The organism is Aquamicrobium aerolatum DSM 21857, assembly GCF_900113935.1.
GTDB classification, from domain to species: Bacteria; Pseudomonadota; Alphaproteobacteria; order Rhizobiales; family Rhizobiaceae; genus Aerobium; species Aerobium aerolatum.
Genome location: NZ_FORF01000012.1, coordinates 129,350 through 143,473 on the forward strand (window position 1 = coordinate 129,350; position 14,124 = coordinate 143,473).

A 14,124-nucleotide genomic window follows, 5' to 3' on the forward strand; every position below is an offset into this window, starting at 1 on the left:
ACTAGCGACACTGGTTAGACGCGGCGCTTCTTGCGCGGACGGCAACCGTTGTGCGGGATCGGCGTCACGTCACGGATAGAAGTGATCGTGAAGCCAGCAGCCTGCAGCGCGCGAAGTGCCGACTCACGGCCCGAACCGGGTCCGCAAACCTCAACTTCAAGCGTACGCATGCCGTGCTCGGCTGCCTTCTTGGCGCAATCTTCTGCCGCGATCTGTGCAGCAAATGGGGTCGACTTACGCGAACCCTTGAAACCCTGCGCACCAGCGGACGACCAGGCAATCGTGTTGCCCTGTGCGTCGGTGATGGTGATCAGCGTGTTGTTGAAGGTCGAGTTGACGTGCGCCACACCCGTGGAGATATTTTTACGTTCGCGACGGCGAACCCGACCGGCATCTTTAGCCATGATAATCCTTTCAACGATATCTACGCCGCCGTAATTCCAGCGGCTACACCTTCAAACGCCGAACAGAGGCGCATACGCACCCCTGCCCGCTGTTTGAAAATTACTTCTTCTTGCCGGCGATTGCCTTGGCAGGACCCTTACGCGTGCGCGCATTGGTATGCGTGCGCTGGCCGCGAACCGGGAGCGAACGACGGTGACGCAGGCCGCGGTAGCAGCCAAGGTCCATCAGACGCTTGATGTTCATCGAGACTTCACGACGCAGGTCACCTTCAACCTGGTAGTCGCGGTCAATCGCTTCACGAATCTGAAGCACTTCGGCGTCGGTGAGCTGATTCACACGACGATCGAGTGGGATACCGACCTTCTCAACGATCTCAGCCGCAAACTTCGGGCCGATGCCGTGGATGTACTGCAGCGCAATGATCACGCGCTTGTTGGTCGGAATGTTAACGCCGGCTATACGTGCCATCTTCGTCTCCATTTGGCGCCGGCTGTGCCGGCTTTGGTTATTGTTTCCCGCGTCCGGTGGAGGCCGGCCCTTGCGAGGTCTGGGTATAAAATACGCCGCTCAACCCCGATGGGCGAACGGCGAGTCGTTACCTGAAGACGCGCCGCTTTAGTTCATAAAGCGGCGCTAGTCAACATTTGTTAGCAATTCTTCAGGAAACGCGTTCCGGTTGACCGACCAGTCGATCGATCTGCGCGGTCACGTCGTCAATCGGCGCCATGCCATCGACCTGCCGCAGCTGGTCATTGGCGTAGTAGTAACCGGTCAACGGTGCGGTCTTCTTGTAGTACTCACGCAGGCGCTCTTCGAACACCTCTGGGTTGTCGTCCTTGCGCACCGGCTGTCCGGCAGCCTTGGCTTCTTCGGCGCGCTTGACGATCCGGCTCACGAGGATCTTGTCGTCGACGACGAGCTCAATCGCCATGTCGAGCAGTGTCCCGCGTTCCGCCAGCATGTCGTGGACCGCGTCTGCCTGCGCGAGGGTGCGCGGGTAGCCGTCGAGAATAAAGCCACGCACGCAGTCGTCCTGGTCAATACGCTCCGCCACGATTGCGTTGACGATCTCATCGGAGACCAGTTCACCCGCATCCATGACAGCCTTGGCGCGCTTGCCGACTTCAGTTCCCTGGGCAACCGCTTCTCTCAACATGTCCCCTGTTGAGAGCTGCGGGATACCGTATTTCTGAACCAGCCTTTGCGCCTGTGTCCCTTTACCCGCGCCGGGCGGTCCGAGCAGTATAAGCCTCATCGTCCCCTCTTTCCTCCGCGCAACTTCGACTTCTTGATCAAGCCTTCGTACTGATGCGCGATCAAATGCCCCTGCACCTGCGCAACCGTATCCAGCGTTACACTGACGACGATCAGCAGCGATGTTCCGCCAAGATAGAAAGGAACGCCTGCAGCCGAAATCAGAAATTCGGGGATGAGACAAACAACCACAAGGTAGAGCGCTCCGACAACGGTGATGCGCGTCAGGACGTAGTCGATGTACTCGGCAGTCCGCTCACCCGGACGGTATCCGGGGATGAAGCCCGAATGCTTCTTCAGCTGATCGGCGGTGTCCTTCGGGTTGAACACGATTGCCGTGTAGAAGAACGCGAAGAACACGATCATGCTGCCATACAGCACCATGTACAGCGGCTGGCCATGCCCGACAGACGCCAGGATCGAATTGGCCCACGCCGGCAGCGTCGTCGTGTCTGAGAAGCCAGCCAGTGTTGCCGGCAGCAACAGCAGCGAAGATGCGAAAATGGCGGGGATGACACCGGCGGTGTTGAGCTTCAGCGGCAAGTGCGACGTGTCGCCCTGGAACATCCGGTTGCCAACCTGGCGCTTGGGATACTGGATCAGCAGACGACGCTGCGCACGCTCGAAGAACACGATCACAGCGATCAGGCCGAGCGCCAGAACGAGAATCGCGAGAATCAAGCCCGTGGAAAGCGCACCGGTACGACCCAGTTCCAGCGTGCCGCCGACAGCGGTCGGGAGACCGGCCACGATGCCCGCAAAGATGATCAGCGAAATACCATTGCCGATACCGCGCGCGGTAATCTGCTCGCCAAGCCACATCAGGAACATGGTGCCACCAACGAGGGTGATCACAGCAGACGCACGGAAGAACCAGCCCGGATCGGTAACGATCTGATTGCCAGTCTCAAGACCGACCGCAATGCCGTAGGCCTGGACGGTCGCAAGCAGCACCGTGCCGTAGCGCGTGTACTGATTGATGACCTTGCGGCCCTGCTCGCCTTCCTTCTTCAGCTGCTCGAGCGTCGGAACGATCGACGTCATCAGCTGCATGATGATGGAGGCGGAAATGTAAGGCATGATGCCAAGTGCAAAAATCGCCATGCGCTCAACAGCGCCACCCGCGAACATGTTGAACATGCCCAGGACGCCGCCGGATTGCTGCTGGAACGCCTGAGCAAATGCATCGGGGTTGATCCCCGGCATCGGAATGTATGTGCCCAGACGGTACACAAGAAGCGCGCCCAGTGTGAACCAGATGCGTTTCTTGAGTTCCTCAGCCTTGGCGAAGGCTGAAAAATTCAGATTGGAAGCTAGCTGTTCCGCTGCCGATGCCATGAAAAAATTCTCCGCTTCGTCACGCAAAGGAAGCCCGTCACGGCGGGCAGCGTGTCGCCGAGCCAACGAAATAGGCTCCAGACGGCAAAGATGCAAGCGGCGGCTTGCTCATGAGCACGTCGATTGAACAATTATCAACCGAACCGCAACACGAGCAAGCCGCCGCTTGTGAATTAACCGATTACTCGGCTGCGACTGCTTCCGGAAGCTTCACAGAGCCACCGGCCTTCTCGACCTGCTCGATAGCAGGCTTGGAAGCACCAGCAACGTCAAAGCTCACCTTGGCCTTCAGTTCGCCGCCGCCCAGAAGGCGGACGCCGTCCTTGGCGCGACGAATCACGCCAGCCTTGATCAGTGCTTCAGCGTTGATGGCTTCCTTGGCATCGAGCTTGCCGGCGTCGATTGCTGTCTGCACACGGCCAAGCGACACTTCCACGAAATTCTTCGAGAAGATGTTCTTGAAGCCACGCTTCGGCAGACGGCGGTAGATCGGCATCTGGCCGCCTTCGAAGCCGTTGATGCTCACGCCAGAACGCGACTTCTGGCCCTTGACACCGCGACCACCGGTCTTGCCGAGGCCGGATCCGATGCCACGACCGACGCGCTTGCGCGACTTGGTGGCGCCGTCGGCGTCACGCAGTTCGTTCAGTTTCATTGTCTCGCTCCTGCGATCTTACGCCTCGTCCACGATGCGGACGAGGTGCTGCACTCTGGCGATCATGCCGCGTACGGAAGGCGTATCTTCCAGCGTCGAGCGACGGTGCATCTTGTTGAGACCCAGACCGATCAGCGTTGCGCGCTGTTCTACCGGCCGGCGGATTGGGCTACCGATCTGTTCAACGGTAACCGTCTTGCCCTTTGTGTTGGCCATTGATCGCTATCCTTATTCGTCGGACGCTACGGCTGCGCCACGGCGCGCCTGCAGGGTCGAGTACTTGATACCGCGCTGAGCTGCGATGTCCTTCGGATGCGCCTGAGCCTTCAGTGCGTCGAAAGTTGCGCGGACCATGTTGTACGGGTTCGACGAACCCATGGACTTTGCAACAACGTCCTGAACGCCGAGCGTCTCGAACACTGCACGCATCGGGCCACCGGCGATGATACCGGTACCTGCCTTGGCAGCGCGAAGCAGAACGCGTCCTGCGCCGTGACGACCAGCAATGTCGTGATGAAGCGTACGGCCATCGCGCAGCGGCACGAACACCAGATCGCGCTTTGCGCTTTCGGTTGCCTTGCGGATTGCCTCCGGCACTTCACGAGCCTTGCCGTGACCGAAGCCAACGCGACCCTTCTGGTCGCCGACGACGACGAGTGCGGCGAAGCCGAAGCGACGACCACCCTTCACCACCTTGGCGACGCGATTGATGTGTACGAGCTTATCAACGAAACCGTCGTCGCGCTCTTCGCGGTCACGATTACGATCGCGGCCGCCTTCCCTACGTTCCTGTGCCATTGCCCTGGTCCTTATTTTTTTCCGGTAGCACGGGTTGCTGGATGCTCAAGCCTCATTTTCGGCTCAAGCGGCTAAAAGACTGGCCTGCATCCTTTCGGAAACCGAACCAGTCTTGATAGGTCTGAGAACAAAAAAGACCGACAGCTGCATAGCTGCCGGTCGCTCATGCCCTTAGAAGCTGAGGCCACCCTCACGAGCGGCTTCTGCAAGCGCTTTCACACGGCCGTGATAGATGTACGGTCCACGATCGAACACAACTTCCTTCACGCCCGCCTTGACGGCGCGCTCGGAGAGCAGCTTGCCGACAGCAGCAGCTGCTGCCTGGTCCGCACCGGTCTTCAGGCCGCCCTTGAGGTCAGCCTCAAGGGTCGAAGCAGCAGCAAGCGTCACGCCGCGCGAATCGTCAATGATCTGCGCGTAGATGTGCTTGGATGAACGGAATACCGACAAACGGGGACGATCGCCGGCAACCTTCTTGAGCTGACGACGAACACGCGCCGCGCGGCGCTGAATGCTTTCTTTGGAGGCCATAGCCAAATTCCCTGCCTTGTAAAACGGGGGTGGCCATATGCGGTAAGTCCTGCTTCCCGCGACCACGCCCCGTGGCTGTATATATTACTTCTTCTTGCCTTCTTTGCGGATGATCCGCTCGCCGGCATACTTCACGCCCTTGCCCTTGTAGGGCTCCGGCTCACGGTAACGACGGATCTCGGCGGCAACCTGCCCCACGACCTGCTTGTCGATACCGCTGATGACGATTTCGGTCGGCTTCGGAACCGCGATCGTGATTCCTTCAGGCGCCTGATAGACGACATCATGGCTGAAGCCAAGTGCCAGCTGCAGGTCCTTGCCCTGAAGTGCTGCACGATAGCCAACGCCGCTGATCTCGAGCTTGCGCTCAAAACCGTCCTTGACGCCGACCAGGATGTTTTCGATCTGCGAGCGGCTCATGCCCCACTTCGAACGTGCATCCTTGGAATCATCGCGCGGCTGAACCGAGATTTCGCCGTCATCGAGCGTAACCAGAACTTCGTCATTGACGACGAACTTCATTTCGCCCTTTGGGCCCTTCGCTGTCACGGTCTGGCCGTTCACCGTAGCGGTGACGCCCTGAGGTACCGGAAGCGGTCTTTTACCAATACGAGACATGGTCTGTGACCTCGTTCTTTCTTGTTCTGTCAGCCGGCTCTATCAGAATACCTGGCAGAGCACTTCGCCGCCCACATTCTGCTCACGAGCCTGGTGATCTGCCATCACGCCCTTCGGCGTCGACAGGATCGAAATACCAAGGCCGTTCGCTACGGACGGAATCGACTTGACCGAAACATAGACACGACGGCCTGGCTTCGAGACGCGCGAGATTTCGCGGATCACTGGGCGACCTTCGTAGTACTTCAGCTCGATTTCCAGCTCGGACTTGCCGTTCTCAAAATCCACCTTGGCGTAGTCACGGATGTAACCTTCAGCCTTGAGAACGTCGAGAACGCGCACGCGCAGGTTCGAAGCAGGCGTTGAAACCTTGTTCTTCTTGCGGCCGTAAGCGTTACGGATACGTGTCAGCATATCGCCGATAGGATCACTCAAAGACATTTGTAGTTCTCCTTACCAGCTGGACTTCACGAGGCCCGGCACCAGGCCGTTGTTGCCCAGTTCACGAAGCGCGATACGGCTCATCTTGAGCTTGCGGTAGTAACCACGCGGGCGACCGGTGACTTCACAACGGTTGCGGATGCGGACTTTCGCCGAATTGCGCGGAAGAGCGGCAAGCTTGAGCTGTGCACGAAAACGCTCTTCAATCGAATTCGACTGATCCATGATGGTAGCCTTCAAGGCCGCGCGCTTGGCCGCATAGCGGTCCACGAGCTTACGGCGCTTGTTATTCTTTTCGACTGAGCTGGTCTTTGCCATTTCAGAATCCTTTATTCGCTGCCGTTACTGCCGGAAAGGGAAGTTGAAGGCCTTGAGCAGAGCCCGTGCCTCGTCGTCCGTCTTTGCAGTCGTACAAACGATGATGTCCATTCCCCAGACCTGATCGACCTTGTCGTAATTGATCTCGGGGAACACGATGTGCTCCTTGATGCCCATGGCAAAGTTGCCACGACCATCGAAGCTCTTCGCGTTCAGGCCACGGAAGTCGCGAACGCGCGGCAGCGCGATCGTCACCAGGCGATCCACGAAGTCGAACATGCGATCCTTGCGAAGGGTGACCTTTGCGCCGATCGGCATGTGTTCACGGACCTTGAAGCCCGCAATAGAGTTGCGTGCATGGGTAATCACGGCCTTCTGGCCAGCGATCAGCGCCAGGTTCTCCGAAGCCACGGTTGGCTTCTTGGAGTCAGCTGTCGCCTCACCCACACCCATGTTGATCACAATCTTGTCGAGACGCGGGATCTGCATCTCGTTGGCGTACTGGAACTGCTCCTGCATCGCCTGACGGATCGTTTCTTTATAAAGCTTCTTGAGCCGCGGCTCGTACTTTTGGTCAGCCATTGATGACTTCTCCCGAGCGCTTAGCGACGCGAACCTTCTTGCCGTCGCGAACTTCGAAACCAACGCGGGTTGGCGTCTTGCCATCCTTCGGGTCGGCTACAGCGAGGTTGGACAGGTGGATCGGCGCTTCCTTACGGATCAGGCCGCCTTCCTGCGTCTGCGACTGGCGCTGGTGGCGCACAATAACGTTGATGCCCCGAACGATTGCCTTGTCGAGCTTTGGCATGACGCTCAGAACTTCACCGGTGCGGCCCTTGTCCTTGCCGGCGAGGATGACGACTGTGTCGCCCTTGCGAATCTTATTCATATCACCGGCTCCTTACAGCACTTCAGGCGCGAGCGAGATGATCTTCATGTGGCTCTTTGCGCGAAGTTCGCGCGGAACCGGTCCGAAGATACGCGTGCCGATAGGCTCTTTCTTATTGTCGACGAGAACTGCCGCGTTCTTGTCAAAACGGATCACGCTGCCGTCCGGGCGACGGATGTCCTTGGCGGTGCGCACGACAACCGCCTTCATCACATCACCCTTCTTTACGCGGCCGCGCGGAATGGCTTCCTTGATCGAGACGACGATGATGTCGCCGACCGAGGCATACTTCCGCTTCGAGCCGCCCAGCACCTTGATGCACATGACACGACGCGCGCCGGAATTATCCGCGACGTCGAGGTTTGTTTGCATCTGAATCATGACTGGCCGCCTTCTTCATTAGTTATGCGGCGGGGTTCTAGCCCGCCTGGCTGTCAAAATGGTTAACCGGCTTTCGCCGCGAGCGCCTGGGTCTGGTTTTCGATGACCACCCAACGCTTGTCTTTCGAAATTGGGGCAGATTCCTGAATGAAGACAAAATCGCCCACCTTGCAGGCGTTGGTCTCGTCATGCGCCTTGTAGCGCTTGCTCTGACGAACAACCTTCTTCATCACCGGATGGGTGAAGCGGCGTTCGATCTTGACGACGACGGTCTTGTCGTTCTTGTCGCTGACGACGGTGCCCTGCATGATGCGCTTCGGCATAGTCTTCGTCCTTAAGCCTTCTTGGCAGCGGACTTTTCCGCTGCAATCGTCTTGATACGCGCGATATCCTTGCGGACCTGCTTTACGCGCGCGGTTTTCTCAAGCTGACCGGTTGCCTTCTGAAAACGAAGGTTGAACTGTTCCTTCTTCAAGGAAGCCAGATCGTCGTTCAGCTCGTCGAGGGTCTTTGCCCTCACGTCGGAGGCTTTCATATCAAGTCCTTCCTTATTCAGCGATACGCTGCACGAAGCGCGTACGCACCGAAAGCTTCGCCGCACCGAGGCGGAGCGCTTCACGAGCGATCTCCTCGGACACACCGTCGATTTCGAACATGATACGGCCCGGCTTGATACGGGCTGCCCAGTAGTCGACAGCACCCTTACCTTTACCCATGCGAACTTCAGTGGGTTTCGAGGTGACGGGCAGATCCGGGAAAATACGGATCCACACGCGCCCCTGACGCTTCATCTGACGAGTGATCGCACGGCGGGCCGCTTCGATTTCACGTGCCGTGACTCGATTCGGTTCCAGGGCTTTAAGGCCGAAGCCGCCGAAGTTCAAGTCTGTTCCGCCTTTAGCGGCGCCGTGGATCCGGCCCTTGAACTGCTTGCGGAACTTTGTGCGCTTTGGCTGCAGCATCGTTCTTCTCCAAAATTCCTATGCTTATCAGGCGTTCTCGCGACGACGCTGACCTGACGGCTGATCGCCTTCAATCGCCCGGCGCTCGGAGGCCATCGGATCGTGCTCGAGGATTTCGCCCTTGAAAATCCAGACTTTTACGCCGCAAATGCCGTAAGCGGTCTGTGCTTCAGCGGTCCCGTAGTCGACATCCGCACGCAAAGTGTGCAGCGGAACGCGGCCTTCACGGTACCATTCCATGCGAGCAATTTCCGCGCCGCCGAGACGGCCACCGCAGTTGATGCGGATGCCTTCGGCGCCAAGACGCATTGCGGACTGCACCGCGCGCTTCATGGCGCGACGGAATGCCACACGGCGCTCGAGCTGCTGGGCGATCGACTGAGCGACCAGCTTGGCGTCGGTTTCAGGCTTGCGCACTTCAACGATGTTGAGGTGAGTCTCAGCCTTGGTCATCTCGGTGAGCTTCTTGCGAAGCTTCTCGATGTCCGCGCCCTTCTTGCCGATGATCAGGCCAGGACGTGCTGCGTGGATGGTCACGCGGCACTTCTTGTGCGGGCGTTCGATCACGATCTTGGAGATCGCAGCCTGCTTCAGTTCCTTCTCGAGATACTTGCGGATCTCGAGATCTTCGTGGAGCAGCTTGCCGTACTCGCCGGTGTTCGCGTACCAACGCGAATCCCAGGTGCGGTTGATGCCGAGACGCAGGCCGATCGGATTGATTTTCTGACCCATTATGCGGCCTCCTTCTCTTCGACTTCGCGCACGACGATCGTCAGGTGAGCGAAGGGCTTCTCGATCCGCGATGCGCGGCCACGACCACGTGCGTGGAAGCGCTTCATCACGATCGACTTGCCGACATAGGCCTCGGCCACGATCAGGGCGTCAACGTCGAGGTCATGATTGTTCTCTGCGTTGGCGATCGCCGACTCGAGCGTCTTCAGGACGGTGCCGGCAATACGCTTGCGGGAGAATTCAAGATCAGCGAGTGCGGTGCCGACCTTCTTGCCGCGGATCATCGCAGCAACCAGGTTCAGCTTCTGCGGGCTGACGCGGATCGTACGCAGGACGGCGCGAGCCTCATTGTCGGCGAGCCTGCGCGGAGCTTTGGCCTTGCCCATGTTACTTCCTCTTAGATTTCTTGTCCGCACCGTGGCCGTAGTAGGTACGGCTTGGCGAGAATTCACCAAACTTATGGCCGATCATTTCCTCGGTCACGCTGACCGGAATGTGCTTCTGACCATTATAGACACCGAAGGTGAGGCCCACGAACTGTGGCAGGATGGTGGAGCGACGGCTCCACATCTTGATAACCTCGTTGCGGCCGCCTTCGCGAACTTTCTCTGCCTTCTTGAGCAGATAGCCGTCGACGAACGGGCCTTTCCAGATTGAACGGGTCACGTGTTACACCCTTCCCTTAGCTCTTGCGCTGATGGCGCGAGCGCATGATGAATTTGTCGGTCGCCTTGTTGGACCGGGTCCGCTTGCCCTTGGTGGGCTTGCCCCATGGGGTGACCGGATGACGGCCACCGGAGGTGCGACCTTCACCACCACCATGCGGGTGATCAACGGGGTTCATGGACACACCACGGTTGTGCGGAACCTTACCGCGCCAGCGTGTACGACCTGCCTTACCGTCGTTGATGTTTGCGTGTTCCGGATTGGAAACCGCACCAACGGTTGCAATGCAAGAACCATGAACGATGCGCTGCTCACCGGAGTTGAGACGCAGGATCGCATTGCCCTGATCGCGACCGACCAGCTGTGCGTATGCACCAGCCGAGCGTGCAATCTGACCGCCCTTGCCTGGCTTCATCTCCACATTGTGGATGATGGTGCCGACTGGCATGGACGAGAGCGGCATCGCATTGCCTGGCTTCACGTCGACGCTTTCACCAGCCACGACCTTGTCACCGGCAGCGAGGCGCTGCGGAGCCAGGATGTAGGACAGGTCACCGTCTTCGTACTTGATCAGCGCAATGAACGCCGTACGGTTCGGGTCGTACTCAAGACGCTCAACCGTGCCGACGACGTCAAACTTGCGACGCTTGAAGTCGATGATGCGGTATGAGCGCTTGTGACCGCCACCGATGAAGCGTGCGGTGATGCGACCGTAGTTGTTACGACCGCCCTTCTTGTTCAGGCCTTCGGTCAATGCCTTGACCGGCTTGCCCTTATGCAGACCGGAACGGTCGACGATCACGAGCTGGCGTGTGCCAGGCGTAATCGGGTTAAAGTGTTTCAATGCCATCGTTCCGTTCCTTACAGTCCGGTCGAGACGTCGATCGACTGACCTTCGGCCAGGGTCACGACTGCCTTCTTCACGTCGCTCTGCTTCCCGATGGTGCCGCGGAACCGCTTCACCTTCCCCTTGCGAAGGAGCGTGTTAACGGCAGTCACCTTGACGCCAAAAAGCGCTTCGACAGCTGCCTTGATCTGCGGCTTCGTCGCCTTGCGAGCAACGTTGAAAACCACCTGGTTGAATTCGGAAGCCATGGTCGACTTCTCGGTGATCGCCGGGGAGACGATCACGTCATAGTGGCGAAGATCAGTCATTTGAACCGCTCCTCAAGAGCTTCGACTGCGGCCTTGGAGAGCACCAAGGTGCCGCGGCGCAGAATGTCGTAGACGTTGATGCCCTGGACCGGAAGAACGTCGATGTTCGGAATGTTCGACGCGGCGTTCTTGAAGTTCTGGTCCAGTTCTGCGCCACCGATGACCAGTGCGTTCGTCAGGCCGAGCTTTGCGAAGTCAGCAATCAGAATCTTGGTCTTGGCTTCGCTCAGCGCCAGCTCATCAACGATGATGAGGTTGGACGCCTTCAGCTTTGCCGACAGCGCGTGCTTAAGGCCGAGAGCGCGAACCTTCTTCGGAAGGTCATGCTCGTGGCTGCGAACGACCGGGCCGTGCGCCTTGCCACCGCCGCGGAACTGCGGTGCACGAGCCGACGAGTGACGAGCGCGGCCCGTACCCTTCTGCTTGTACATCTTCGCGCCGGTGCGGGCGATTTCTGCGCGACCCTTGGTCTTGTGCGTGCCCTGCTGCTTCTTGGCGAGCTGCCAGCGCACGACGCGCTGCAGGATGTCTTCGCGTGGATCGAGGCCGAAGATCTCATCCGAGAGCTTCACCTCGCCGGCGCTTTCGCCCGACAGAGTGGTGATCTTGATGTCCATTATTCAGCTCCCTCAGACGCGGCAGCTTCAGTCTTGCCAGCGCGGATACCTGCAGGCTTCGGCGCGTTCTCCGGCAGAGGAGCCTTCACAGCGTCGCGAACGTAGATCCAAGCACCCTTGGAACCCGGCACCGCGCCGCGAATGAGGATGAGGCCACGATCCGCATCGGTGGAGACGATCTCCAGATTCTGCGTCGTCACGCGGGTAGCACCCATGTGACCAGCCATCTTCTTGCCCTTGAACACCTTGCCCGGATCCTGGCGCTGACCAGTCGAACCATGCGAGCGGTGTGATACCGAGTTACCGTGCGAAGCGCGGCCACCACCGAAGTTGTGACGCTTCATGACGCCCTGGAAACCCTTACCGATCGTCGTGCCCGTCACGTCGACCTTCTGGCCGGCGACGTAATGCTCGGCGGTGATTTCCACACCGACTTCGATCAGGTTGTCAGGCGACACGCGGAACTCCGCAACCTTCGCCTTTGGCTCCACCGATGCAACGGCGAAATGGCCGCGCAACGACTTGGACGTATTCTTTACCTTGGCGAGGCCGACGCCCAACTGGACGGCGGTGTAGCCATTCTTTTCCTGGGTGCGCTGAGCGACGACCTGGCAGTTCTCCATACGGAGGACCGTGACTGGCACGTGCTCACCAGCGTCGTTGTAGACGCGCGTCATCCCGATTTTCTGTGCGATAACACCTGAACGCATCGGTTGTGTTCCTTCAGAGTTCCCGGTAGGGGGCAACGCCCCTTCCCGCCTCTCTTTTCCTTCAGAGGAGCCTTCGTTTTACCGAGGGCTCGTGTGGGCTCCCTAGAGCTTGATCTCGACGTCGACACCGGCAGCGAGGTCGAGCTTCATCAGCGCGTCCACGGTCTGCGGGGTCGGGTCAACGATATCGAGCAAGCGCTTGTGGGTGCGCATCTCGAACTGCTCGCGGCTCTTCTTATCGATGTGCGGCGAGCGGTTGACCGTGAATTTCTCGATCCGCGTCGGGAGCGGGATTGGTCCGCGAACGTTTGCTCCGGTCCGTTTGGCTGTCGACACGATCTCGCGCGTCGACGCATCAAGCACCCGGTGGTCAAACGCTTTAAGGCGAATGCGGATGTTCTGTCCGTTCATGCGTCAATTCCTTCAGTCTTCCGCGAGCGCGGGCTGTACCGCGCCCGCGACAGACCCGTTGATCTTCTTATGCAGTGATGCTTGCGACGATACCGGCGCCGACGGTGCGGCCGCCTTCACGGATAGCAAAGCGCAGCTTCTCTTCCATGGCGATCGGAACGATCAGCGTCACGTCAACCGTGATGTTGTCGCCCGGCATCACCATTTCCGTGCCTTCCGGCAGCGTCACGATGCCCGTCACGTCCGTCGTACGGAAGTAGAACTGCGGACGGTAGTTGGTGAAGAATGGCGTGTGACGGCCACCCTCTTCCTTCGTCAGGATGTAGGCTTCTGCAACAAACTTGGTGTGCGGCTTGACCGAACCTGGCTTGCACAGAACCTGACCGCGCTCAACGTCTTCACGGCCAACGCCACGAACCAGAGCACCGATGTTGTCGCCAGCCTGGCCCTGATCGAGCAGCTTGCGGAACATTTCAACGCCGGTCACGGTCGTCTTCGACGTGTCGCGGATGCCGACGATCTCGACTTCCTCGCCAACCTTGACGATGCCGCGCTCAACACGACCGGTCACAACCGTACCACGGCCCGAGATCGAGAACACGTCTTCGATCGGCATCAGGAACGGAAGGTCAACCGGACGCTCTGGCGTCGGGATGTATTCGTCAACTGCAGCCATCAGCTTGCGGATTGCGTCTTCACCGATCTCCTTGTTGGAGTCTTCAAGCGCAGCCAGAGCCGAACCGGCAACAATCGGAATATCGTCGCCTGGGAACTCGTACGACGACAGCAGCTCGCGAACTTCCAGCTCGACCAGCTCGAGAAGCTCCGGATCGTCAACCTGGTCGACCTTGTTCAGGAACACCACGATCGCCGGAACGCCAACCTGACGGGCGAGCAGGATGTGCTCGCGGGTCTGCGGCATCGGGCCGTCAGCAGCCGAAACAACCAGGATCGCGCCGTCCATCTGAGCGGCACCGGTGATCATGTTCTTCACATAGTCAGCGTGACCGGGGCAGTCGACGTGCGCGTAGTGACGGTTCGGCGTCTCATACTCAACGTGCGACGTCGAGATCGTGATGCCGCGGGCCTTCTCTTCAGGCGCGGCGTCGATCTGCTCATACGCCTTGAACTCGCCGAAGAACTTCGTGATCGCAGCCGTCGTCGACGTCTTGCCGTGGTCAACGTGACCAATCGTACCGATGTTCACATGCGGCTTGTTACGCTCAAATTTACCTTTGGCCAT

General features: G+C 59.0%; 26 protein-coding genes. All 26 read right to left on the minus strand.

Annotated elements, in window-relative coordinates; genetic code table 11:
• Nucleotides 1–14: 14 nt before the first annotated feature.
• Nucleotides 15–404, minus strand: coding sequence for a 30S ribosomal protein S11 (rpsK, locus tag BMZ42_RS11615; RefSeq protein WP_091522461.1), 390 nt, complete (start codon nucleotides 402–404; stop codon nucleotides 15–17).
• Between the two features lie 100 nt (nucleotides 405–504).
• On the minus strand, nucleotides 505–873 hold the full coding sequence (gene rpsM, locus BMZ42_RS11620; protein ID WP_091522542.1) for a 30S ribosomal protein S13: 369 nt from the start codon (nucleotides 871–873) through the stop codon (nucleotides 505–507).
• Nucleotides 874–1,063: 190 nt separating this feature from the next.
• Nucleotides 1,064–1,660: an adenylate kinase gene (locus BMZ42_RS11625; protein WP_091522464.1), complete on the minus strand. Its 597-nt coding sequence runs from the start codon at nucleotides 1,658–1,660 to the stop codon at nucleotides 1,064–1,066.
• Complete coding sequence (gene secY / locus BMZ42_RS11630; RefSeq protein WP_091522465.1) at nucleotides 1,657–2,997, minus strand: preprotein translocase subunit SecY; 1,341 nt, start codon at nucleotides 2,995–2,997, stop codon at nucleotides 1,657–1,659. Before secY ends, BMZ42_RS11625 begins: the two co-directional genes overlap by 4 nt.
• Nucleotides 2,998–3,178: 181 nt before the next feature.
• Complete coding sequence (gene rplO, locus BMZ42_RS11635) at nucleotides 3,179–3,652, minus strand: 50S ribosomal protein L15 (protein WP_091522468.1); 474 nt, start codon at nucleotides 3,650–3,652, stop codon at nucleotides 3,179–3,181.
• Between the two features lie 18 nt (nucleotides 3,653–3,670).
• Complete coding sequence (gene rpmD, locus BMZ42_RS11640) at nucleotides 3,671–3,868, minus strand: 50S ribosomal protein L30 (RefSeq protein ID WP_091522470.1); 198 nt, start codon at nucleotides 3,866–3,868, stop codon at nucleotides 3,671–3,673.
• A 12-nt stretch (nucleotides 3,869–3,880) separates the two neighbouring features.
• Nucleotides 3,881–4,450, minus strand: coding sequence for a 30S ribosomal protein S5 (gene rpsE / locus BMZ42_RS11645; RefSeq protein ID WP_091522471.1), 570 nt, complete (start codon nucleotides 4,448–4,450; stop codon nucleotides 3,881–3,883).
• Nucleotides 4,451–4,621: 171 nt separating this feature from the next.
• Nucleotides 4,622–4,981, minus strand: coding sequence for a 50S ribosomal protein L18 (gene rplR, locus BMZ42_RS11650; RefSeq protein WP_091522474.1), 360 nt, complete (start codon nucleotides 4,979–4,981; stop codon nucleotides 4,622–4,624).
• A gap of 84 nt (nucleotides 4,982–5,065) precedes the next feature.
• Nucleotides 5,066–5,599, minus strand: a complete 534-nt coding sequence (gene rplF, locus BMZ42_RS11655) for a 50S ribosomal protein L6 (RefSeq protein ID WP_091522476.1) — start codon at nucleotides 5,597–5,599, stop codon at nucleotides 5,066–5,068.
• A 42-nt stretch (nucleotides 5,600–5,641) separates the two neighbouring features.
• Nucleotides 5,642–6,040 (minus strand): 30S ribosomal protein S8, encoded by a 399-nt coding sequence (rpsH, locus tag BMZ42_RS11660; protein WP_091522478.1) that lies wholly within the window; start codon nucleotides 6,038–6,040, stop codon nucleotides 5,642–5,644.
• A 12-nt stretch (nucleotides 6,041–6,052) separates the two neighbouring features.
• The gene (gene rpsN, locus BMZ42_RS11665) at nucleotides 6,053–6,358 is read right to left on the minus strand and encodes a 30S ribosomal protein S14 (RefSeq protein WP_091522481.1); all 306 of its coding nucleotides are present in this window, start codon (nucleotides 6,356–6,358) and stop codon (nucleotides 6,053–6,055) included.
• 24 nt (nucleotides 6,359–6,382) lie between these two features.
• Nucleotides 6,383–6,940, minus strand: a complete 558-nt coding sequence (gene rplE, locus BMZ42_RS11670; RefSeq protein WP_091522484.1) for a 50S ribosomal protein L5 — start codon at nucleotides 6,938–6,940, stop codon at nucleotides 6,383–6,385.
• Entirely contained in the window at nucleotides 6,933–7,247 is a 315-nt protein-coding gene (gene rplX / locus BMZ42_RS11675; protein WP_091522485.1) for a 50S ribosomal protein L24, read from the minus strand. The genes rplE and rplX overlap by 8 nt, the downstream gene beginning before the upstream one ends.
• Before the next feature lie 12 nt (nucleotides 7,248–7,259).
• Entirely contained in the window at nucleotides 7,260–7,628 is a 369-nt protein-coding gene (gene rplN / locus BMZ42_RS11680) for a 50S ribosomal protein L14 (RefSeq protein WP_091522488.1), read from the minus strand.
• A gap of 62 nt (nucleotides 7,629–7,690) precedes the next feature.
• The gene (rpsQ, locus tag BMZ42_RS11685) at nucleotides 7,691–7,951 is read right to left on the minus strand and encodes a 30S ribosomal protein S17 (RefSeq protein WP_091522490.1); all 261 of its coding nucleotides are present in this window, start codon (nucleotides 7,949–7,951) and stop codon (nucleotides 7,691–7,693) included.
• Nucleotides 7,952–7,962: 11 nt separating this feature from the next.
• Entirely contained in the window at nucleotides 7,963–8,163 is a 201-nt protein-coding gene (rpmC, locus tag BMZ42_RS11690) for a 50S ribosomal protein L29 (RefSeq protein WP_091522492.1), read from the minus strand.
• Between the two features lie 13 nt (nucleotides 8,164–8,176).
• Nucleotides 8,177–8,590: a 50S ribosomal protein L16 gene (rplP, locus tag BMZ42_RS11695; protein WP_091522495.1), complete on the minus strand. Its 414-nt coding sequence runs from the start codon at nucleotides 8,588–8,590 to the stop codon at nucleotides 8,177–8,179.
• 27 nt (nucleotides 8,591–8,617) lie between these two features.
• Nucleotides 8,618–9,322: a 30S ribosomal protein S3 gene (rpsC, locus tag BMZ42_RS11700; protein WP_091522498.1), complete on the minus strand. Its 705-nt coding sequence runs from the start codon at nucleotides 9,320–9,322 to the stop codon at nucleotides 8,618–8,620.
• A complete protein-coding gene (rplV, locus tag BMZ42_RS11705) occupies nucleotides 9,322–9,708 on the minus strand; it encodes a 50S ribosomal protein L22 (RefSeq protein WP_091522500.1) in 387 nt (128 codons plus the stop codon). Before rplV ends, rpsC begins: the two co-directional genes overlap by 1 nt.
• A 1-nt stretch (nucleotide 9,709) precedes the next feature.
• Nucleotides 9,710–9,988, minus strand: a complete 279-nt coding sequence (rpsS, locus tag BMZ42_RS11710) for a 30S ribosomal protein S19 (protein WP_091522503.1) — start codon at nucleotides 9,986–9,988, stop codon at nucleotides 9,710–9,712.
• Between the two features lie 16 nt (nucleotides 9,989–10,004).
• Complete coding sequence (rplB, locus tag BMZ42_RS11715; RefSeq protein ID WP_091522506.1) at nucleotides 10,005–10,838, minus strand: 50S ribosomal protein L2; 834 nt, start codon at nucleotides 10,836–10,838, stop codon at nucleotides 10,005–10,007.
• 11 nt (nucleotides 10,839–10,849) lie between these two features.
• Nucleotides 10,850–11,143: a 50S ribosomal protein L23 gene (locus tag BMZ42_RS11720; protein WP_091522509.1), complete on the minus strand. Its 294-nt coding sequence runs from the start codon at nucleotides 11,141–11,143 to the stop codon at nucleotides 10,850–10,852.
• Nucleotides 11,140–11,760 carry a 50S ribosomal protein L4 gene (gene rplD, locus BMZ42_RS11725; RefSeq protein WP_091522511.1) on the minus strand — a complete coding sequence of 207 codons (621 nt, stop codon included), beginning with the start codon at nucleotides 11,758–11,760 and terminating at the stop codon, nucleotides 11,140–11,142. The genes BMZ42_RS11720 and rplD overlap by 4 nt, the downstream gene beginning before the upstream one ends.
• Nucleotides 11,760–12,470: a 50S ribosomal protein L3 gene (rplC, locus tag BMZ42_RS11730; RefSeq protein ID WP_091522513.1), complete on the minus strand. Its 711-nt coding sequence runs from the start codon at nucleotides 12,468–12,470 to the stop codon at nucleotides 11,760–11,762. Before rplC ends, rplD begins: the two co-directional genes overlap by 1 nt.
• 102 nt (nucleotides 12,471–12,572) lie before the next feature.
• The gene (rpsJ, locus tag BMZ42_RS11735) at nucleotides 12,573–12,881 is read right to left on the minus strand and encodes a 30S ribosomal protein S10 (protein ID WP_007066362.1); all 309 of its coding nucleotides are present in this window, start codon (nucleotides 12,879–12,881) and stop codon (nucleotides 12,573–12,575) included.
• Nucleotides 12,882–12,948: 67 nt separating this feature from the next.
• Entirely contained in the window at nucleotides 12,949–14,124 is a 1,176-nt protein-coding gene (gene tuf / locus BMZ42_RS11740; protein ID WP_091519920.1) for an elongation factor Tu, read from the minus strand.

What these genes read in the sequence shown, in the direction of transcription:
- rpsK (WP_091522461.1), bottom strand. Translation starts at nt 404, where the DNA reads ATGGCTAAAGATGCCGGTCGGGTTCGCCGTCGCGAACGTAAAAATATC.
- rpsM (WP_091522542.1), bottom strand. Translation starts at nt 873, where the DNA reads ATGGCACGTATAGCCGGCGTTAACATTCCGACCAACAAGCGCGTGATC.
- BMZ42_RS11625 (WP_091522464.1), bottom strand. Translation starts at nt 1,660, where the DNA reads ATGAGGCTTATACTGCTCGGACCGCCCGGCGCGGGTAAAGGGACACAG.
- secY (WP_091522465.1), bottom strand. Translation starts at nt 2,997, where the DNA reads ATGGCATCGGCAGCGGAACAGCTAGCTTCCAATCTGAATTTTTCAGCC.
- rplO (WP_091522468.1), bottom strand. Translation starts at nt 3,652, where the DNA reads ATGAAACTGAACGAACTGCGTGACGCCGACGGCGCCACCAAGTCGCGC.
- rpmD (WP_091522470.1), bottom strand. Translation starts at nt 3,868, where the DNA reads ATGGCCAACACAAAGGGCAAGACGGTTACCGTTGAACAGATCGGTAGC.
- rpsE (WP_091522471.1), bottom strand. Translation starts at nt 4,450, where the DNA reads ATGGCACAGGAACGTAGGGAAGGCGGCCGCGATCGTAATCGTGACCGC.
- rplR (WP_091522474.1), bottom strand. Translation starts at nt 4,981, where the DNA reads ATGGCCTCCAAAGAAAGCATTCAGCGCCGCGCGGCGCGTGTTCGTCGT.
- rplF (WP_091522476.1), bottom strand. Translation starts at nt 5,599, where the DNA reads ATGTCTCGTATTGGTAAAAGACCGCTTCCGGTACCTCAGGGCGTCACC.
- rpsH (WP_091522478.1), bottom strand. Translation starts at nt 6,040, where the DNA reads ATGTCTTTGAGTGATCCTATCGGCGATATGCTGACACGTATCCGTAAC.
- rpsN (WP_091522481.1), bottom strand. Translation starts at nt 6,358, where the DNA reads ATGGCAAAGACCAGCTCAGTCGAAAAGAATAACAAGCGCCGTAAGCTC.
- rplE (WP_091522484.1), bottom strand. Translation starts at nt 6,940, where the DNA reads ATGGCTGACCAAAAGTACGAGCCGCGGCTCAAGAAGCTTTATAAAGAA.
- rplX (WP_091522485.1), bottom strand. Translation starts at nt 7,247, where the DNA reads ATGAATAAGATTCGCAAGGGCGACACAGTCGTCATCCTCGCCGGCAAG.
- rplN (WP_091522488.1), bottom strand. Translation starts at nt 7,628, where the DNA reads ATGATTCAGATGCAAACAAACCTCGACGTCGCGGATAATTCCGGCGCG.
- rpsQ (WP_091522490.1), bottom strand. Translation starts at nt 7,951, where the DNA reads ATGCCGAAGCGCATCATGCAGGGCACCGTCGTCAGCGACAAGAACGAC.
- rpmC (WP_091522492.1), bottom strand. Translation starts at nt 8,163, where the DNA reads ATGAAAGCCTCCGACGTGAGGGCAAAGACCCTCGACGAGCTGAACGAC.
- rplP (WP_091522495.1), bottom strand. Translation starts at nt 8,590, where the DNA reads ATGCTGCAGCCAAAGCGCACAAAGTTCCGCAAGCAGTTCAAGGGCCGG.
- rpsC (WP_091522498.1), bottom strand. Translation starts at nt 9,322, where the DNA reads ATGGGTCAGAAAATCAATCCGATCGGCCTGCGTCTCGGCATCAACCGC.
- rplV (WP_091522500.1), bottom strand. Translation starts at nt 9,708, where the DNA reads ATGGGCAAGGCCAAAGCTCCGCGCAGGCTCGCCGACAATGAGGCTCGC.
- rplB (WP_091522506.1), bottom strand. Translation starts at nt 10,838, where the DNA reads ATGGCATTGAAACACTTTAACCCGATTACGCCTGGCACACGCCAGCTC.
- BMZ42_RS11720 (WP_091522509.1), bottom strand. Translation starts at nt 11,143, where the DNA reads ATGACTGATCTTCGCCACTATGACGTGATCGTCTCCCCGGCGATCACC.
- rplD (WP_091522511.1), bottom strand. Translation starts at nt 11,760, where the DNA reads ATGGACATCAAGATCACCACTCTGTCGGGCGAAAGCGCCGGCGAGGTG.
- rplC (WP_091522513.1), bottom strand. Translation starts at nt 12,470, where the DNA reads ATGCGTTCAGGTGTTATCGCACAGAAAATCGGGATGACGCGCGTCTAC.
- rpsJ (WP_007066362.1), bottom strand. Translation starts at nt 12,881, where the DNA reads ATGAACGGACAGAACATCCGCATTCGCCTTAAAGCGTTTGACCACCGG.
- tuf (WP_091519920.1), bottom strand. Translation starts at nt 14,124, where the DNA reads ATGGCCAAAGGTAAATTTGAGCGTAACAAGCCGCATGTGAACATCGGT.